This window comes from Pantoea sp. paga (genome assembly GCF_007558755.1).
In the GTDB taxonomy this organism is placed as follows: domain Bacteria; phylum Pseudomonadota; class Gammaproteobacteria; order Enterobacterales; family Enterobacteriaceae; genus Pantoea; species Pantoea agglomerans.
The window spans coordinates 59,689-75,281 of the sequence record NZ_VLTF01000004.1; the positions used below are offsets into that span (position 1 = coordinate 59,689).

The 15,593-nt window shown below is 55.9% G+C and carries 17 protein-coding genes; 10 read left to right on the top strand and 7 right to left on the bottom strand.

The window, feature by feature from the left end:
* Positions 1 to 20: 20 nt before the first annotated feature.
* A complete protein-coding gene (rlmB, locus tag FOV68_RS12925; RefSeq protein WP_010699804.1) occupies positions 21 to 755 on the top strand; it encodes a 23S rRNA (guanosine(2251)-2'-O)-methyltransferase RlmB in 735 nt (244 codons plus the stop codon).
* Between the two features lie 220 nt (positions 756 to 975).
* Complete coding sequence (locus tag FOV68_RS12930; protein ID WP_143991031.1) at positions 976 to 2,604, top strand: isovaleryl-CoA dehydrogenase; 1,629 nt, start codon at positions 976 to 978, stop codon at positions 2,602 to 2,604.
* On the opposite strand, the gene bsmA is transcribed toward FOV68_RS12930, so the two are convergent.
* Positions 2,578 to 2,904 carry a biofilm peroxide resistance protein BsmA gene (gene bsmA / locus FOV68_RS12935; RefSeq protein WP_115387135.1) on the bottom strand — a complete coding sequence of 109 codons (327 nt, stop codon included), beginning with the start codon at positions 2,902 to 2,904 and terminating at the stop codon, positions 2,578 to 2,580. The genes FOV68_RS12930 and bsmA overlap by 27 nt on opposite strands.
* A 56-nt stretch (positions 2,905 to 2,960) precedes the next feature.
* On the bottom strand, positions 2,961 to 4,892 hold the full coding sequence (locus FOV68_RS12940) for a methyl-accepting chemotaxis protein (RefSeq protein WP_031592742.1): 1,932 nt from the start codon (positions 4,890 to 4,892) through the stop codon (positions 2,961 to 2,963).
* A gap of 158 nt (positions 4,893 to 5,050) precedes the next feature.
* Between FOV68_RS12940 and yjfP the strand changes: the two genes are divergently transcribed.
* Positions 5,051 to 5,800 carry an esterase gene (gene yjfP, locus FOV68_RS12945; protein WP_064704059.1) on the top strand — a complete coding sequence of 250 codons (750 nt, stop codon included), beginning with the start codon at positions 5,051 to 5,053 and terminating at the stop codon, positions 5,798 to 5,800.
* A gap of 49 nt (positions 5,801 to 5,849) precedes the next feature.
* Here yjfP and FOV68_RS12950 read toward each other — a convergent pair whose 3' ends face one another.
* Positions 5,850 to 6,056, bottom strand: coding sequence for a hypothetical protein (locus FOV68_RS12950; RefSeq protein WP_010256150.1), 207 nt, complete (start codon positions 6,054 to 6,056; stop codon positions 5,850 to 5,852).
* Positions 6,057 to 6,461: 405 nt separating this feature from the next.
* Here FOV68_RS12950 and rpsF point away from each other — a divergent pair, with 405 nt between their 5' ends.
* Genes rpsF through rplI form a run of 4 tightly spaced genes read left to right on the top strand, consistent with a single transcriptional unit; the run spans position 6,462 to position 7,902 of the window.
* Positions 6,462 to 6,857, top strand: coding sequence for a 30S ribosomal protein S6 (rpsF, locus tag FOV68_RS12955; protein WP_003855334.1), 396 nt, complete (start codon positions 6,462 to 6,464; stop codon positions 6,855 to 6,857).
* A gap of 6 nt (positions 6,858 to 6,863) precedes the next feature.
* A complete protein-coding gene (gene priB, locus FOV68_RS12960; RefSeq protein WP_031592744.1) occupies positions 6,864 to 7,181 on the top strand; it encodes a primosomal replication protein N in 318 nt (105 codons plus the stop codon).
* 4 nt (positions 7,182 to 7,185) lie between these two features.
* A complete protein-coding gene (rpsR, locus tag FOV68_RS12965; protein WP_002210155.1) occupies positions 7,186 to 7,413 on the top strand; it encodes a 30S ribosomal protein S18 in 228 nt (75 codons plus the stop codon).
* Between the two features lie 39 nt (positions 7,414 to 7,452).
* Positions 7,453 to 7,902: a 50S ribosomal protein L9 gene (rplI, locus tag FOV68_RS12970; RefSeq protein ID WP_031592745.1), complete on the top strand. Its 450-nt coding sequence runs from the start codon at positions 7,453 to 7,455 to the stop codon at positions 7,900 to 7,902.
* A gap of 79 nt (positions 7,903 to 7,981) precedes the next feature.
* Here rplI and FOV68_RS12975 read toward each other — a convergent pair whose 3' ends face one another.
* Complete coding sequence (locus FOV68_RS12975) at positions 7,982 to 8,659, bottom strand: LysM-like peptidoglycan-binding domain-containing protein (protein ID WP_155740537.1); 678 nt, start codon at positions 8,657 to 8,659, stop codon at positions 7,982 to 7,984.
* A 220-nt stretch (positions 8,660 to 8,879) separates the two neighbouring features.
* Between FOV68_RS12975 and fklB the strand changes: the two genes are divergently transcribed.
* Entirely contained in the window at positions 8,880 to 9,500 is a 621-nt protein-coding gene (gene fklB / locus FOV68_RS12980; RefSeq protein WP_010256433.1) for an FKBP-type peptidyl-prolyl cis-trans isomerase, read from the top strand.
* A gap of 44 nt (positions 9,501 to 9,544) precedes the next feature.
* Here the strand turns inward: fklB and FOV68_RS12985 are convergent, their stop codons facing one another.
* Positions 9,545 to 11,488 carry a bifunctional 2',3'-cyclic-nucleotide 2'-phosphodiesterase/3'-nucleotidase gene (locus tag FOV68_RS12985; protein ID WP_143991032.1) on the bottom strand — a complete coding sequence of 648 codons (1,944 nt, stop codon included), beginning with the start codon at positions 11,486 to 11,488 and terminating at the stop codon, positions 9,545 to 9,547.
* A gap of 293 nt (positions 11,489 to 11,781) precedes the next feature.
* Between FOV68_RS12985 and cysQ the strand changes: the two genes are divergently transcribed.
* Positions 11,782 to 12,525 carry a 3'(2'),5'-bisphosphate nucleotidase CysQ gene (cysQ, locus tag FOV68_RS12990; protein WP_031592749.1) on the top strand — a complete coding sequence of 248 codons (744 nt, stop codon included), beginning with the start codon at positions 11,782 to 11,784 and terminating at the stop codon, positions 12,523 to 12,525.
* A 74-nt stretch (positions 12,526 to 12,599) separates the two neighbouring features.
* Here cysQ and FOV68_RS12995 read toward each other — a convergent pair whose 3' ends face one another.
* On the bottom strand, positions 12,600 to 13,157 hold the full coding sequence (locus tag FOV68_RS12995) for a YtfJ family protein (RefSeq protein ID WP_031592751.1): 558 nt from the start codon (positions 13,155 to 13,157) through the stop codon (positions 12,600 to 12,602).
* Between the two features lie 314 nt (positions 13,158 to 13,471).
* Between FOV68_RS12995 and FOV68_RS13000 the strand changes: the two genes are divergently transcribed.
* Positions 13,472 to 13,678 carry a DUF1107 domain-containing protein gene (locus tag FOV68_RS13000; protein ID WP_003855513.1) on the top strand — a complete coding sequence of 69 codons (207 nt, stop codon included), beginning with the start codon at positions 13,472 to 13,474 and terminating at the stop codon, positions 13,676 to 13,678.
* Positions 13,679 to 13,856: 178 nt separating this feature from the next.
* Here FOV68_RS13000 and FOV68_RS13005 read toward each other — a convergent pair whose 3' ends face one another.
* Complete coding sequence (locus FOV68_RS13005) at positions 13,857 to 15,179, bottom strand: hemolysin family protein (protein ID WP_010256442.1); 1,323 nt, start codon at positions 15,177 to 15,179, stop codon at positions 13,857 to 13,859.
* Positions 15,180 to 15,593: the final 414 nt, after the last annotated feature.

Below are 15,593 nucleotides of genomic sequence, written 5' to 3' on the forward strand. Positions count from 1 at the left end.
TCCAAACACTGAGCAGATCGATGAGCGAAATTATTTTTGGTATCCATGCCGTGCAGGCGCTGCTGGAACGTGATCCACAACGTTTCCAGGAAGTCTTTATCCTCAAAGGCCGCGACGATCGTCGCCTGCAACCCGTGGTCGCCGCGCTGGAAGCTCAGGGGGTCGTGATTCAGCTGGCCGAGCGTAAGTGGCTCGACAGCCAGGTTGAAGGCGGTGTACATCAGGGTATTGTGGCGCGGGTAAAACCGGGTCGTCAGTATCAGGAAGGCGATCTGCCGGATCTGCTGCAGAGCCTGGACAAACCCTTCCTGCTGGTGCTGGACGGGGTCACCGATCCGCACAATCTGGGTGCCTGCCTGCGCAGTGCCGATGCGGCCGGTGTTCACGCGATTATCGTGCCGAAAGATCGCTCTGCGCCCCTGAATGCAACGGCCAAAAAAGTGGCCAGCGGCGCGGCAGAAAATGTGCCGTTGATCCGCGTCACCAACCTGGCACGTACCCTGCGTCTGCTGCAGGAGTACAACATCTGGGTTGTCGGTACCGCAGGTGAAGCTGATCATACTGTCTTCCAGAGCAAAATGACCGGTCCGATGGCGCTGGTGATGGGCGCGGAAGGGGAAGGCATGCGTCGTCTGACCCGTGAGCATTGCGATGAGCTGATCAGCATTCCGATGGCGGGCAGCGTCTCTTCGCTGAATGTCTCGGTTGCAACGGGTGTCTGCCTGTTTGAAGCGGTGCGTCAGCGCAACGCCTGATCCCTGTTGTGATCTTCGCCACAAATTAGTTTCTGTACCAGGCATAACTGCGCGTCATTCGTATATACCCAAAGGATTTCGGGTTGCATTGAGGCGGCAAGAGAACGAATCCCGATGAGCTTACATGAGTAAGTGATTCGGGTGAGTGAACGCAGCCAACAAAAATGCAGCTTGAAAGACGACGGGTATACTTACTGAGTGACATCCGCGAGGAGTGGTTATGACCTGGACAACACACACCGTTTTTAATCAGCCCCATCCTCTGAGCAACAGCAACCTGTTCCTGTCTGATACGCCGCTCGGCGAGGCACTGTCACGCGAAGGCGCCGGATGGGACCGGGAATGGCTGGCTTCCGTAGGCCTACAGCTGGGCAGCGCCGAGTCGCTGGAGCTGGGCCGGCTCGCCAATGCGGAGCCACCGGAACTGCTGCGCTACGACGCCCGTGGCGTACGGCTGGATGAAGTCCGTTTTCACCCCGCCTGGCACCTGCTGATGCAGGGTGTCTGCGCCAGCCGCCTGCACAATCTCAGCTGGCACCCCACAGTACGTGAACAGGCCAGCGTGGCGCGGGCTGCGCGCTTTATTCTGCATGCGCAGGTTGAAGCGGGCACGCTTTGCCCGGTGACCATGACGCACGCGGCCATTCCACTGCTGCAGACTTATCTGCCCGCCGCGTTCGAAGGCTGGCTCGATCCGCTGCTCAGTGATCGTTACGACACCCATGCGCAGCCCGGCGACCAGAAGCGGGGTCTGCTGATCGGTATGGGCATGACGGAAAAACAGGGCGGCAGCGATCTGCTCACCAGCACCACCCGGGCCGAGCCGCTGGGCGCGCGCGGCCCGGGTGAAGCCTACCGGCTGACCGGCCACAAATGGTTCTTCTCGGTGCCGCAGAGCGATGCGCATCTGGTGCTGGCGCAGACGCCGGCCGGATTAAGCTGTTTCTTCCTGCCGCGCCTGTTGCCTGACGGGTCACGCAACGCCATCCAGCTTGAGCAGCTTAAAGATAAGCTGGGTAATCGCTCAAATGCCAGTTGTGAGGTGGAGTTTCGCGATGCGACCGGCTGGCTGCTGGGAGAAGAGGGCGAAGGCGTGCGGCTGATCCTTAAAATGGGCGGTATGACGCGCTTCGACTGCGCACTTGGCAGTCATGGCCAGATGCGGCGTGCATTCTCGGTGGCACTCTGGCATGCACATCAGCGCCAGGTGATGGGGAAAAACCTGGTGGATCAGCCGCTGATGCGTCAGGTTCTGGCACAGCAGGCGCTGCAGCTGGAGGGGCAAACTGCGCTGCTGATGCGGCTGGCGCGCGCCTGGTCACAACCGGCAAAACCGCATGAGGTCACGTTTGCCCGCTTATTAACTCCGGCTGCAAAATATCAGATCTGCAAAGCGGGTGCCCCGTTCGTCGCGGAGTCGATGGAAGTGCTGGGGGGCATCGGCTACTGCGAAGCGAGCGAGCTGCCGCGCCTCTATCGTGACATACCGGTCAACCGCATCTGGGAAGGGTCGGGCAACGTGATGTGTCTTGACGTACTGCGCGTGCTCACCCGTCAGGCAGAGGTTTCGGAGATGCTGAGTCAGGAATTTGAAGCGGTGAAAGGGAGTAATCGTCATTTCGATGCGCGCTGGCGTCAGTTACGGCTGCGAATGAGCAACGTCCCCGAAGAGCAGGCGAGCGAGGTGACCCGCACGCTGCTGCAGCTTGCGACAGGCGCTCAGCTACTGAAATATGGCGAACCACCGCTGGCAGATGCCTGGTGCCAGCAGTGGCTCGATCGACGTGGCTCCCGCCCGCTTGAGACAGCAATCACAGACCGTTTACTGGCCCGCGCCTGTGGCAGGTGATGCGCCGTAAAGAATCGCGCTGGCGTACCAGAGACCGGGCATCACTGTTTCACTCAGCGCCACGATCTGATAGTAAGCCGCACCAGCCTGGTTAGCCCGGGCGGCCACGGCCCGCCCGGCATCATCCGGTGAGCCACGCACGTTAACGGTAATATTGCCCAGCTTCGGCAAACCGCCACTCTGCGCCCGTGAAATTTCCTGCGCCTGTTGCGTCGGCGCGGGCGGTGCTTTTGGCGTGGTATCAAGCGCGGAACAGCCTGCCAGCAGCAGGCTTATCATCAGTAAATAAGCGAAACGCATAGCAAAACCCTCTTTCAGGACGAAGCATTAAGTGTATGCCATCGCCCTGAATGGCGTCAGGATTTAAGGCTGAATACACTGACCAGCTGGGTCAGGTGATGCCCTTTATCACTCAGGTTCTGCGCGCTGTTTTCCGCCTGTGTCACCAGTTCGCTGTTCTGGTGAGTCGCCTGGCTGATCTGGTTCATCGCCAGATTAACCTGGCCGATGCCTGCCGCCTGCTGCTGCGCCGCGACGTTGATCTCGCCCATCAGCGCCTGCACCTGCTCGATGTGGGTCACAATGTCGCTCATCGCATCGCGCGTCTGCTCAGATAACTGATGGCCTTCCGCCACATTGCTGATGGAGGTCGCAATCAGTCCATCAATCTCTTTAGCGGCCTGCGCAGAACGCTGTGCCAGCGCACGCACTTCTGCAGCCACCACGGCAAAGCCACGGCCCTGTTCCCCGGCACGTGCCGCTTCAACGGCGGCGTTCAGCGCCAGGATATTGGTCTGAAAGGCGATCGACTCAATCACGTGGGTGATATCCGCAATGCTTTGTGATGAAACCTTAATTGCCGACATGGTGTTGACCGAGCGCACCACCGTCTGGCTGCCGTGACTGACGATATCGCTGGCTTCGGCCACCAGTGACATCGCCTGACGCAGGCTGTCTGCGGTGTGTTCAACCGTTGCGCCAAACTGCTCCATGCTGGCGGAGGTCTGTTCCACACTGCTGGCCTGACGTCCGATCTGCTCGCTGATGTTATGACTGCTGGCCGCGATGGTGTCCGTGCCGTCGCTGATCTCCTGCGCCGCGCCGCGCACCTGGCTGACGATTTTCTCAAGGCCATCGCCAATGCCGTTGATCGCAACGATCAACTGGCCCACTTCATCGCGACGCTGGGTATCCATATGGACCTGCAGATTCCCGGCGGCATACTGCTCCGCCAGATGGATCACCTGCTGCAGCGGACGGGTAATCGCCCGACGGCTGTACCAGACAAACCCCAGCGCAAAAACCACCACCAGAATCAGTCCGGTTATCAGGAACAGGTTACGGCTATGCGTAATCGGGGCGAGCAGGCTGGCCCGGTTAACTTCGCCGGCGATCACCCAGTTCCAGCCCGGCAGCTGCTGCCAGGCCAGAATCTGGTGCTCGCCGTTGATCTCTGCCTGCAGCATGCCCTGCGGCTGAGTCAGCAGCGGCTGGAGTGTCGCGTCATCCCAGGCGGGTCGTTTTCCTTCGTCGTGCTGATCGAAAAGATACACTCCCTGCGTCTTGCCGGGGGTGCCGTTGAGCACAAAGAAATGACCACTATCACCCAGCTTGCGTGCCAGGATTTTTTCACGCATCAGCGCATACTGCTTATCAATGCCAACGCCGACAAACAGGATGGCGACGACCTTGCCACTCTCATCTTTTACCGGCTGATATTGTGTGATGTAGCGATGGCCGAACAGCGTCGCCAGTCCCTGATAGACGTCGCCCTGACTGACGCTTTTCCAGGCGGCGCCGTTGCGGTCAAGCTGCGTACCGATCGCGCGACTGCCATCCTGCTTTTTCAGCGAGGTGGAAATACGGATAAAATCATCGCCGTCGCGTACAAAAATGGTCGCCACAGCGGCGGTGCGTTCGGTGAAATCGTCTACCGCGGTCTGGTCGAGGTTCAGCGTTTTTAACCCGGCGCGCAGCACCGGCGTCGAAAAGGCGCCGACCTGCACCCGGGAGCCTTCATCCAGGCTAAAACGCTTAGGCAGGAAGCTGGTAAACAGACTGGTGTAGTGAGCCACCTCTTCGGTGAGGGTAGCATTGAACATGGTGGCCATTTCACTGATGCCCTGCACCTGGTTCTGCATGTCATCGATGGCGAGATTTTCCAGCTGCCGCGAGGCGGTGTGGCTCTGGGTCAGCGTCAGAACCAGCAACAATAGCGCTACGCTGAAAGACGTCAGTACAGACAGCTTAACTCCAAGACTCAGGCCGCTGAGAGAGAGACGCTTCATAAATTACCTTTGATCAAATTAGGGGGACACAACATCAACGGCAAAGCGCGGGAAAAGTTTAGGCCGAAATCTGGCGACTAAACGCAGCAGGGGATTTCGTAAATTAACCCGCAGACGTACACTCAATCGGCACGCCTTGCCCCTTCTCAGGAGAGACCATGATTGAACTCACCACAGAAACGCTGGCCGGTATCGAATGCCTGCACGCCACGCCTGCCGGACAACGGCATCAGCCACTGCCTACCGTGCTGTTTTATCACGGCTTTACCTCTTCAAAAGAGGTCTACGCCTACTTCGCTGTCGCGCTGGCTCAGGCGGGGTTCCGGGCGGTGATGCCGGATGCGGATCTGCACGGCGCGCGCTATCACGGCGATGCCGATGCACGCCTTGGCCGCTTCTGGGAGATTCTGAAACAGAACATTGATGAGCTGCCGCTGCTGGAGTCGGCGCTGCGCGCTGACGATCTGATCGCCGGCGAGCGCTTTGCGGTGGCGGGCGCGTCGATGGGCGGCATGACGGCGCTGGGCGCGATGGCGCGTTATCCGCAGATTCAAAGCGTCGCCTGCCTGATGGGATCGGGCTATTTTATGCAGCTCAGTCAGTCGCTGTTTCCGCCGCTGGTGGCCGACACGCCTGAGCAGCAAGCGCAGTTTGCTGCCCGCATGGCACCGCTGGCGGACTACGATCCCTGCAACCGGCTGGAGGCACTGGCAAACCGTCCGCTGCTGTTGTGGCATGGTGAGGCGGATGAGGTGGTGCCCTGGGCGGAGAGCGTCCGGCTGGAGAGGGCGCTGCGTGACAACGGGCTGGCGCAGCATCTGACTTCGCTGTCGGAAAAACAGATTGGACATAAGATCACGCCATCAGCATTGACGGCGCTGGTCAGCTTTTTTAAACAGCAGCTATAAAAAATGAACGGGCGGAGAGTGAATCTGCCGCCCGTAAACTTACCGGCACTTACCAGTGCGCAGACGATTTCTCTGCTGCTCTGGCAGGCGCGTTGACCGGGTTCTTTTGTGGCGCATCCAGCCGATTAACGTAGATATAACCCGATGCCGCTTCGCTGCTGTGACTTCTTATCTGCTGCGCACAGTCAGCATTGCTGGCAAGAGCGGGTGGAGACAGGAAGAGACCCAGTAAAGTGGCGATGACGAACGTTTTCATGCCCGACTCCTCACTTCAGGGAACACACTCTGTTAGACGCCGATAAGCCAAACCGCAACGTCTGCATTAAGTTTAGCGACTGTGCACATTATCGCCAGATCGTCCGCCTGAACCTCTTTATCAGCTTTTTTGAACCTTTCCCGCTTAACGCGCTGTATTCACATGATTAGCACGAAAAGCTACCGTATATGGCACGCCGGATGGCATTTGTTGAAATGCGCGCTTGAGTTTAGCCGTTGCCGCCAGTATGATTACGCGTCAATTTTTCAGCCGCATTCTCAGGCTGTGTCCCACAAACGCTCGTCACAACGAACCTTTGTGGGACACAGCCTATAACGTTCCTTGCTTCCATGGGCCGCGGTTGACCCCGACAGGAGGCTGAATAATCCGTAAGGAGCAATTTCGATGCGTCATTACGAAATCGTATTTATGGTTCATCCTGACCAGAGCGAACAGGTTCCTGGCATGATCGAGCGTTACACTGGTGCTATCACTGGTGCAGAAGGCACGATTCACCGTCTGGAAGACTGGGGCCGCCGTCAGCTGGCTTACCCGATCAATAAACTGCACAAAGCGCATTACGTTCTGATGAACGTTGAAGCGCCGCAGGAAGCGATCGATGAGCTGGAAACGAACTTCCGCTTCAACGACGCCGTTATCCGTAGCATGGTTATGCGCGTTAAAAACGCGGTAACTGAAGCATCACCGATGGTTAAAGCGAAAGATGAGCGTCGTGATCGTCGCGAAGATTTTGCTAACGAATCCGCTGATGAGTCAGATGCTGGGGATTCTGAAGAGTAATCCATCGTGACGGTTAATCGACTGCGCTTGTCTGGCACTGTGTGCAAGACGCCGGTTCGAAAAATTAGCCCGTCAGGAATTCCTCACTGTCAGTTCGTGCTTGAGCACCGCTCAGTGCAGGAGGAGGCCGGGTTTCACCGGCAAGCCTGGTGTCGTATGCCGGTTATTATCAGCGGCAGTGCCCATCAGGTGATTACTCAACATATAACGGTCGGCACGCAACTCACACTCGACGGTTTCATTAGTTGCCATCAGGCACGAAATGGCCAGAGCAAAGTGGTGTTCCATGCCGAGCAGATTGAATTGATAGATTCTGGAGACTAGCCTAATGGCACGTTATTTCCGTCGTCGCAAGTTCTGCCGTTTCACCGCGGAAGGCGTTGTTGAGATCGATTACAAAGACATCGCAACGTTGAAAAACTACATTACCGAAAGCGGTAAAATTGTCCCGAGCCGTATCACCGGTACTCGTGCAAAATACCAGCGTCAGTTGGCTCGCTGCATCAAGCGTGCGCGTTACCTGTCTCTGCTGCCGTACACTGATCGTCATCAGTAATCGGCAACTGTCCATTAACGACTTTAAGAGGATAAGGTAATGCAAGTTATTCTGCTTGATAAAGTAGCAAACCTGGGCAGCCTGGGTGATCAGGTTAACGTTAAAGCGGGCTACGCTCGTAACTTCCTGGTACCACAGGGCAAAGCTGTTCCTGCTACCAAGAAAAACGTTGAGTTCTTCGAAGCACGCCGTGCTGAACTGGAAGCCAAACTGGCTGACGTTCAGTCTGCAGCAACTGCACGCGCTGAGAAAATCAATGCACTGGGCACTGTAACCATCACGTCTAAAGCGGGCGATGAAGGTAAACTGTTCGGTTCAATCGGTACCCGCGACATCGCTGATGCAGTCACTGCAGCAGGCGTTGAAGTGGCTAAGAGCGAAGTTCGTCTGCCGAACGGCGTTCTGCGCACTACCGGTGAGCATGAAGTGGACTTCCAGGTTCACAGCGAAGTATTCGCGAAACTGATCGTGAAAGTAGTTGCTGGTTAATTATTAACTGAGCACTACACAAACGCCGGCCCTGTGCCGGCGTTTTTGTTTTTGTGCCTTTCAATCGCCGCTGTTCGCGTTACTGCGCGCGAATAAAGCTGCCGTCTGGCTGACGTGTAAACAGCACCGGGCCGTTTGTGCCATCGACCGTCAACCCTGTTACAGCCCCCTGCGCATCCTGACGGATTTTCACCTGCTGACCACTTTTCAGTGAGCTGAGTGGCTGATCGCTGCCTTCCACCCGCGCCATCGCAAACACATCATTGACCGGCAGACTGTTATCACGAAACAGCTGCGCCAGCGTCTGACCGGAAGCGATGGTCAGGTTGCGCCACTCGCCCTGAGAATCGGCTTTTGGCGTCTGCTGAGACGGTGAGGATGACGGCTGGCGACTACTGTTGTTCTCATAAATATCCGCCTGCATCGGCACCTCTTTTTCCGTCTGGGGTGCGACTGGTTGCTCGACCGGATAGCGCAGCGTGCTGGCGGGCCAGAGGAACGCCACCAGCATCACCAGCAGTGCGGCCACAATGCCACGACGGTGCGGCGCAGGCAGCGGGTCCATCCAGCGAATGTGGTCGGTAAAATGCCAGATACGCTGAAGCCATGTCGGCAGGCGGGATGACGTGTCTGAAGCCATGCGGGGTTCCTCCTCTCCGGCAGGCTGCTTTAGCCTGCGTGCGGCCAGCCAGGTCTGCAGCCGGGATACAAGATGTTTTGCACGCATCCTGCGGCGTCGTGGGGCTATCTGGCCCATGTTTGCTCTCTTATTCGTGTGCTACAGAGGGGGTGATCCCCCCCGATAGTTATAGTATGGGCAATACCGGCGCGAAGTGCCTGCCAGCATTGATAAAATTGACGGCTCTATTGTTTCTCTTTCCCCGGCAAAAGTCATCTGCGATGCAGGGCATTTTACGCCAGCGGCCTGCGCTGCTATGCTGCCGGTTCGAATTTATCCGAGAGTGAAAGGAACGAAGATGACTACCCCTTCTTTCGACAGCGTCGAAGCACAAGCAAGTTACGGTATTGGTTTACAGGTTGGCCAGCAGTTGCTGGAATCTGGTCTGCAGGGTCTGCAACCAGAAGCACTGCTCGCGGGTCTGCGCGACGCGCTGGAAGGGAACTCGCCGGCCGTACCGGTTGATGTGGTTCATCGCGCACTGCGTGAAGTGCATGAACGCGCTGAAGGCGTGCGTCGTGAGCGCACCGAAGCCATGGCCGCAGAAGGTCAGGCGTTCCTGCAGGAACATGCGCAGCGTGAAGGCGTGAGCAGCACCGAATCAGGCCTGCAGTTCAGCGTGATTACGCAGGGCGAAGGTCCAATCCCATCACGTCAGGATCGCGTACGCGTTCACTACACCGGTAAACTGATCGACGGCAGCGTATTCGACAGCTCTGTTGCCCGTGGCGAACCGGCGGAATTCCCGGTAAGCGGCGTGATCCCAGGCTGGATTGAAGCGCTGACCCTGATGCCGGTTGGCTCAAAATGGGAACTGGTGATCCCACAGAACCTCGCGTATGGCGAGCGCGGTGCGGGTGCCTCTATCCCACCATTCAGCACCCTGATCTTCGAAGTCGAACTGCTGGAAATTCTGTAATTCCGGACGCTGCAACCCCCCCGGTTGCAGCGTTTTCCCCCGCCTTATTTCTGCTGTAAATTCACCTGCCACAGAGCAAAGCCGATCGCATCTGTCCCTTTGGGCTGAAGCGGATATTGCGCATGCTGCTTAATAAATCCGGTCGCTTTATCACCCGGTGCCGTTTCAAACTGAATGTCGAGCGGGGTGGATGAGGTAATCGGTGCCAGACGCCAGTTATTGTCCGCCTTCGGCTGAACTTCACCGTGCGCTTTGGTTTCCGCGCTGATGTAGGCTGCAACCACGGAACGGTTCTCATCCGGCGAGGCAAAGGCGATGTATTTATCCCCGGTGCCGGCAAACTTGCCGCCGTAAGCGCGATAGTTATTGGTCGCCACCAGGAAGGTCGCCTGTGGATCGACGGGTTTACCCTGCCAGCTAAGCTGACGGATACGTGAGGCCTCAGGATGGATCAGCTGACACTCTGCGTCGTAGCGCGCGGGCTGGGTCACATCAATCTGGTAATTAACCCCGTCAATCACATCAAAGTTATAGGTGCGGAAATCCCAGTTGATCAGCGACTGCGTTTTCGTACTGTGGGGATCGATCTGATTAAACTGGCCCGCTGAGCACTCCAGCCACTCTTTTACCTGCGCACCGCTGACTTTCATGACCACCAGGGTATTGGGATAGAGATAGAGGTCGGCCGCGTTACGGAAGGTCAACGCGCCTTTCTCCACTTCGACATAGCTTGCCGGATCGTTTTTACGTCCGCCCGCTTTAAACGGCGCAGCAGCAGAGAGCACTGGCAGGCGGCCCAGATCTGGATCGCCCTGAATGAAATGTTCCACGTAGGCGTGCTGGGCATTATTGACGATCTGTACCGTCGGATCGTCCTGTACCAGCGACAGATAGCTGTACATCACATCGGCGGACTTGCCGATGGGCTTCGCCACAAACTCCCGCGTGGCGCGGTGATCGTCAGCCAGTACCTTCACCAGCGCCGGATCCTCTGCCGCCAGCGATTTCTTCGCTGCGGTGTCATAGATTGGCCGCGCCTGTGCTTTGCCGCTGCTCACCTGCCAGCGTCCGCCCTCATTGTTCAGCACCAGGTCGACCACGCCAAGGTGATCGCCCCACATGCCTGGCATCACCGCCGGAATACCGTTCAGGGTGCCGTTGGCGATATCTGCGCCCTTGATGTCAGAAAACTCCTTGCCGGGGAAGACCGCATGCGCATGACCAAACAGGATGGCGTTGATGCCTTCCACCTGGCTGAGATAGTAAACCGAGTTCTCCGCCATCGTGTGATACGGCTCGCTGCTCAGGCCGGAGTGGGGGATAGCAATAATCACATCAGCGCCCTGCGCGCGCATCTCAGGCACGTAGCGGCGTGCTGTTTCGGTGATGTCATCGACGCGTACCTTGCCCTGCAGGTTGGCTTTATCCCACACCATGATCTGCGGCGGCACAAAGCCGATATAACCTATCTTCAGGGTCTGCGTCTTGCCTTCGCGATCAACCACCGTAGTGGATTTGATGAGGTAAGGGGTAAACAGCGGTTTGCCGCTCTTCACATCAATCACGTTGGCGTTCACATAGGGAAAACGCGCGCCTGCCAGCGCTTTTTTCAGGTAGGGCAGGCCATAATTGAATTCATGATTACCGAGGTTACCGACACTGTAATCCAGCGTGTTGAGCGCCTTGTAGACCGGATGGATCTCGCCCTCACGTAATCCTTTGGCCGCCATGTAGTCACCCAGCGGGCTGCCCTGAATGATGTCGCCGTTATCGACCAGCAGGCTGTTTTTCACCTCCTGGCGTGCGGCATGGATCAGCGTGGCAGTTCGCACCAGACCAAACTTCTCGGTTGGCGTGTCTTTGTAATAGTCGAAATCCATCATATTGCTGTGCAAATCGGTGGTTTCCAGTATCCGCAAATCCACCGTCGCCGCCTGAGTGGCGATGGAAACGCTCAGTGCCAGTAACATCATTCCGGGCTTAAACATGCTTGCTCCTGCTGCAAAATAAATAAGGATCTCAAAATAATGTAAAAGCATGACAGATAGTCATTTTAAATCGTGATGGGTATAACGTTTTGGCGCATCGGTCAGCGACGGATTCTTAAACGATGGAGGCGTAGCGGCACAGGCGTGGCGATAAATGGGTAACTATGATATTGATATATCTATAAATTGAATCGCCGGAGTGCCTGTAAATGGGTACTTCAGGCGGAACTGCTAAAATGTCACTATCTGACGATGAGCTGATCCGGCAGCAGACAGACACAATGAGGTGAAAAATGTTAGAGCAAATCTGCCAACTGGCACGCGAAGCAGGCGACGCGATTATGCAGGTCTATAACGGTGCCGCGCCGCTTGACGTTTCTCACAAATCGGATGATTCGCCGGTGACCGCCGCGGATATCGCTGCGCACGAAGTGATCCTCGCTGGCCTGACACAGTTAACGCCTGATGTGCCGGTGCTGTCAGAAGAAGATCCGCCAGCCTGGGAGGTGCGTCAGCACTGGCAGCGCTACTGGCTGGTCGATCCGCTGGATGGAACCAAAGAGTTCATCAAACGTAACGGCGAATTTACCGTTAACATTGCGCTGATCGAAGCGGGTAAGCCGGTAATGGGCGTGGTCTATGCGCCGGTGCTGGGCGTGATGTACTCCGCTGCAGACGGCAAAGCGTGGAAAGAGGAGGGCGGTCAGCGTGAACAGATTCATGTCCGTGATGCGCGACCTCCGCTGGTGGTGGTGAGTCGTTCACATGGCGACGACGACGAGATGAAAGAGTATCTGAAGCAGTTAGGTGAACATCAGACCGTCGCGACCGGATCCTCACTGAAGTTCTGCCTGGTGGCAGAAGGAAAAGCCCAGCTCTATCCCCGTTTTGGACCCACCAACATCTGGGATACGGGCGCGGGCCATGCCGTGGCGATGGCGGCGGGCGCGCATGTGCACGACTGGCAGGGTAAAACTCTGGACTACGCGCCGCGCGAATCCTTCCTTAATCCTGGCTTCCGCGTTTCACTGTTTTAACGCTGTCTGAGCGCTCAGCCTGCTGAAGGCTGAAACCCCGGCGGGCGATTCTCTTCCCACCGGGGCTTCAGCGATTAATCCTTCAGCAGGGATGTGACCAGCGTAATCACTTTCGTCACTTCATCCTGCGTCAGCGATCCATCCTTCACAAATTTCACCTTACCCTGCTTATCCAGCACCACAATGGCGGAACCGCCCGGCTGTAACTGCCAGGCATGCTGCACATTGCCCTTGCTGTCGACGACAAACTGCGACCACGGATATTGCTGCTTGTTGGTCTCGACGCTGCTGCGCACAAACATGCCCGTACCGGGAATGGCATCATCTGTATTCACGATGGTGGTGGTCTGATAGCGATCATGCGGCAACTTCGCGGCCTTAATCGCCTCGATCAATGCGGCATTCATCTCTTTAGCGGATGAGCGCCCCGCGATGTGCTGAACCACGCGAACTTTTCCGCTGAGCTGCGCGCTATTCCAGTTTTTGTAGCTAAACTTATCCTGCTGCAATAACAGCTCGCCTTTGTCATTCACGCCAACGGCCGGTACCCGCATATCCTGCCTGAGGTCATGAGCCATCACGCTTGCCGGTATCAGTAAAGACAACGCTACAGCTGTCAGAGTTATTCGCATTGCTATTTCCTTGAGTGATCAGACCAGTTAGTCATTTTACTGCAATAGTAAGCAGGGATGATGCGCCTGTCCTGGAAAGGTGTCAGGTTTGTTATGGCCGCCACAATTCCTTAACCAACGAAGGTTTATACTGTGTTGTGTGAGCCTGATAACAGAGTGTTCTGTAATGATGTGTCAATTCAGTAAAAAAAATCACTTTTAGGAACATTAGTAGGTTTGAGTGTTCTATAGTTATCGCGAATTCGCGCTTCATGGGCTGGAACCAAATTTGGAAACGGCGAAGCGTGCTTAAAAATGTACAGGAGTTAGTCAGTATGAAGATCTTCCAGCGCTATAATCCGCTACAAATAGCGAAATATGTAAAAACGCTGTTCAAAGGAAGGTTGTATATCAAGGACGTCGGCGCGTTCGAGTTCGACAAAGGGAAAGTATTAATCCCGCGCGTCAAAGACAAACAGCACCTGAGCGTGATGTCAGAAATTAACCGCCAGGTCGTTCGTCTCAAACTTGAGTTCAACTAATCATAAGGGCGCCATCGGCGCCCTTAGTGTCTGGCCAGTCAGGCCATTCTATTTGTTACTCTGAACCTGAGCACTGCTCACAATTCTCACAGACTACGTCTGCTTCGGATTGTTCCGCGCTGTCCGTGTCCAGACTGCCTGCAGCAATTATACCTGCTGGGCCAGGTTGCTGGTCATTCTACTCTTCTTCGCTTTTCGTCATGCTTAGCACCGGTGGTCGTTCATCGATGCGGGTGACCAGCAGCTGATCGATGCGATAGCTATCAATATCCACCACCTCGAACTTGTAGCCAGCAAACTTCACAAAATCGGTACGCTTCGGAATCTTGCGCAACATATACATCATAAAGCCGCCGATGGTTTCGTAGTTACCTGACTGCGGGAAATCATCAATGTCCAGCACGCGCATCACGTCATCAATCGGCGTACCGCCTTCAACCAGCCATGAATTCTCATCGCGCGCCACAATCTGCTCTTCCATACCCTGACCAACCAGATCGCCCATCAGCGTGGTCATTACATCATTCAGGGTAATAATGCCTACAACCAGCGCATATTCGTTCATGATCACCGCGAAATCTTCTCCGGCGGTTTTAAAACTTTCCAGCGCTTCAGAGAGCGTCAGCGTGTCCGGCACGATCAGCGCTGAGCGAATCTGCAGGCCGCTGTTCAGCGCCATGCTCTGATTACCCAGTACGCGCAGCAGCAGCTCTTTGGAGTCGACATAACCAACGATATGGTCGATATCGCCGCTGCAGACCAGAAACTTCGAGTGAGGATGCTGGGCGATTTTGGTTTTGAGGCTGGTTTCATCTTCATGCAGATCAAACCAGACGATATTCTCACGTGAGGTCATTGAAGAGGGAACGGTACGTGACTCCAGCTCAAACACGTTTTCAATCAGCTCGTGCTCCTGCTTACGCAGCACGCCAGCCAGCGCACCGGCTTCCACCACCGCGTAGATGTCGTCGGAGGTGATGTCATCTTTACGCACCATCGGCAGCTTGAAAATACGGAAGAAGACGTTTGCCAGGCCATTAAACAGAAACACCAATGGACGCATTATCAGCAGGCAGAAACGCATCGGGTTGATGATGCGCAGCGCGATGGTTTCCGGTGCGACCATGCCGACCCGCTTTGGGGTTAAGTCAGCAAACAGGATAAACAGGCTGGTAACGATGGTGAAGGAGCAGATAAAGCTGAGCTGCTCCGCCAGTTCCGGCGAGACAAACCGGTTAAACAGGCCGCTGAAAACCGGTGAAAACGCCGCATCACCGACAATACCCCCCAGGATGGCGACGGCGTTGAGGCCAATCTGCACTACGGTGAAGAACATGCCCGGCGTTTCCTGCATTTTCAGCACGCGCTGCGCATTTACGTTGCCTTCATCGGCCAGCAATTTCAGTTTGATCTTACGGGCGGCCGCCAGCGAGATCTCCGACAGGGAGAAAAAGGCACTGATTACGATCAGTAACAGAATGACAAGTAAGCTATCTAACATATGAGATCCAAAGGGTTATCCACTTGTCATTTTTGGCCTGGGCAGCGTGGGTAAGCGCAAACAGAGTTGGTTTATCCGTGAAACAAAGCTATCCGTGCCAAAAATGTCTGCGCCAGTTCGACAACAAACGACATGTCGGGGCAGAAATGAAAACAGGCGGCATGCCTGTGGTGGCCGATTATAGCAGGAGCGCTCATCGCGCCGCCAGAGGGCAAACCGCTGCTTAAGGGCGCATTAGCAGCCAGAGCGGCCGGTTACAGACTCGGATTTATCTGAGTGAGTCATATCGGACTGATCATTCCGACCCGCAGGAGTTGTATCGCTCACCCCATTTACCGACAATAGCCCCGTTATTTGACTTAGATGTCAGTGTTGCTCCGCCGTTTGCCATAAAGTGCGGCTATGATGAGGATG

What these genes read in the sequence shown, in the direction of transcription:
- FOV68_RS12975 (WP_155740537.1), bottom strand. Translation starts at nt 8,659, where the DNA reads ATGGGCCAGATAGCCCCACGACGCCGCAGGATGCGTGCAAAACATCTT.
- FOV68_RS12940 (WP_031592742.1), bottom strand. Translation starts at nt 4,892, where the DNA reads ATGAAGCGTCTCTCTCTCAGCGGCCTGAGTCTTGGAGTTAAGCTGTCT.
- rplI (WP_031592745.1), top strand. Translation starts at nt 7,453, where the DNA reads ATGCAAGTTATTCTGCTTGATAAAGTAGCAAACCTGGGCAGCCTGGGT.
- rpsF (WP_003855334.1), top strand. Translation starts at nt 6,462, where the DNA reads ATGCGTCATTACGAAATCGTATTTATGGTTCATCCTGACCAGAGCGAA.
- yjfP (WP_064704059.1), top strand. Translation starts at nt 5,051, where the DNA reads ATGATTGAACTCACCACAGAAACGCTGGCCGGTATCGAATGCCTGCAC.
- FOV68_RS12985 (WP_143991032.1), bottom strand. Translation starts at nt 11,488, where the DNA reads ATGTTTAAGCCCGGAATGATGTTACTGGCACTGAGCGTTTCCATCGCC.
- FOV68_RS13005 (WP_010256442.1), bottom strand. Translation starts at nt 15,179, where the DNA reads ATGTTAGATAGCTTACTTGTCATTCTGTTACTGATCGTAATCAGTGCC.
- FOV68_RS12950 (WP_010256150.1), bottom strand. Translation starts at nt 6,056, where the DNA reads ATGAAAACGTTCGTCATCGCCACTTTACTGGGTCTCTTCCTGTCTCCA.
- rpsR (WP_002210155.1), top strand. Translation starts at nt 7,186, where the DNA reads ATGGCACGTTATTTCCGTCGTCGCAAGTTCTGCCGTTTCACCGCGGAA.
- bsmA (WP_115387135.1), bottom strand. Translation starts at nt 2,904, where the DNA reads ATGCGTTTCGCTTATTTACTGATGATAAGCCTGCTGCTGGCAGGCTGT.
- FOV68_RS13000 (WP_003855513.1), top strand. Translation starts at nt 13,472, where the DNA reads ATGAAGATCTTCCAGCGCTATAATCCGCTACAAATAGCGAAATATGTA.
- cysQ (WP_031592749.1), top strand. Translation starts at nt 11,782, where the DNA reads ATGTTAGAGCAAATCTGCCAACTGGCACGCGAAGCAGGCGACGCGATT.
- fklB (WP_010256433.1), top strand. Translation starts at nt 8,880, where the DNA reads ATGACTACCCCTTCTTTCGACAGCGTCGAAGCACAAGCAAGTTACGGT.
- FOV68_RS12930 (WP_143991031.1), top strand. Translation starts at nt 976, where the DNA reads ATGACCTGGACAACACACACCGTTTTTAATCAGCCCCATCCTCTGAGC.
- rlmB (WP_010699804.1), top strand. Translation starts at nt 21, where the DNA reads ATGAGCGAAATTATTTTTGGTATCCATGCCGTGCAGGCGCTGCTGGAA.
- FOV68_RS12995 (WP_031592751.1), bottom strand. Translation starts at nt 13,157, where the DNA reads ATGCGAATAACTCTGACAGCTGTAGCGTTGTCTTTACTGATACCGGCA.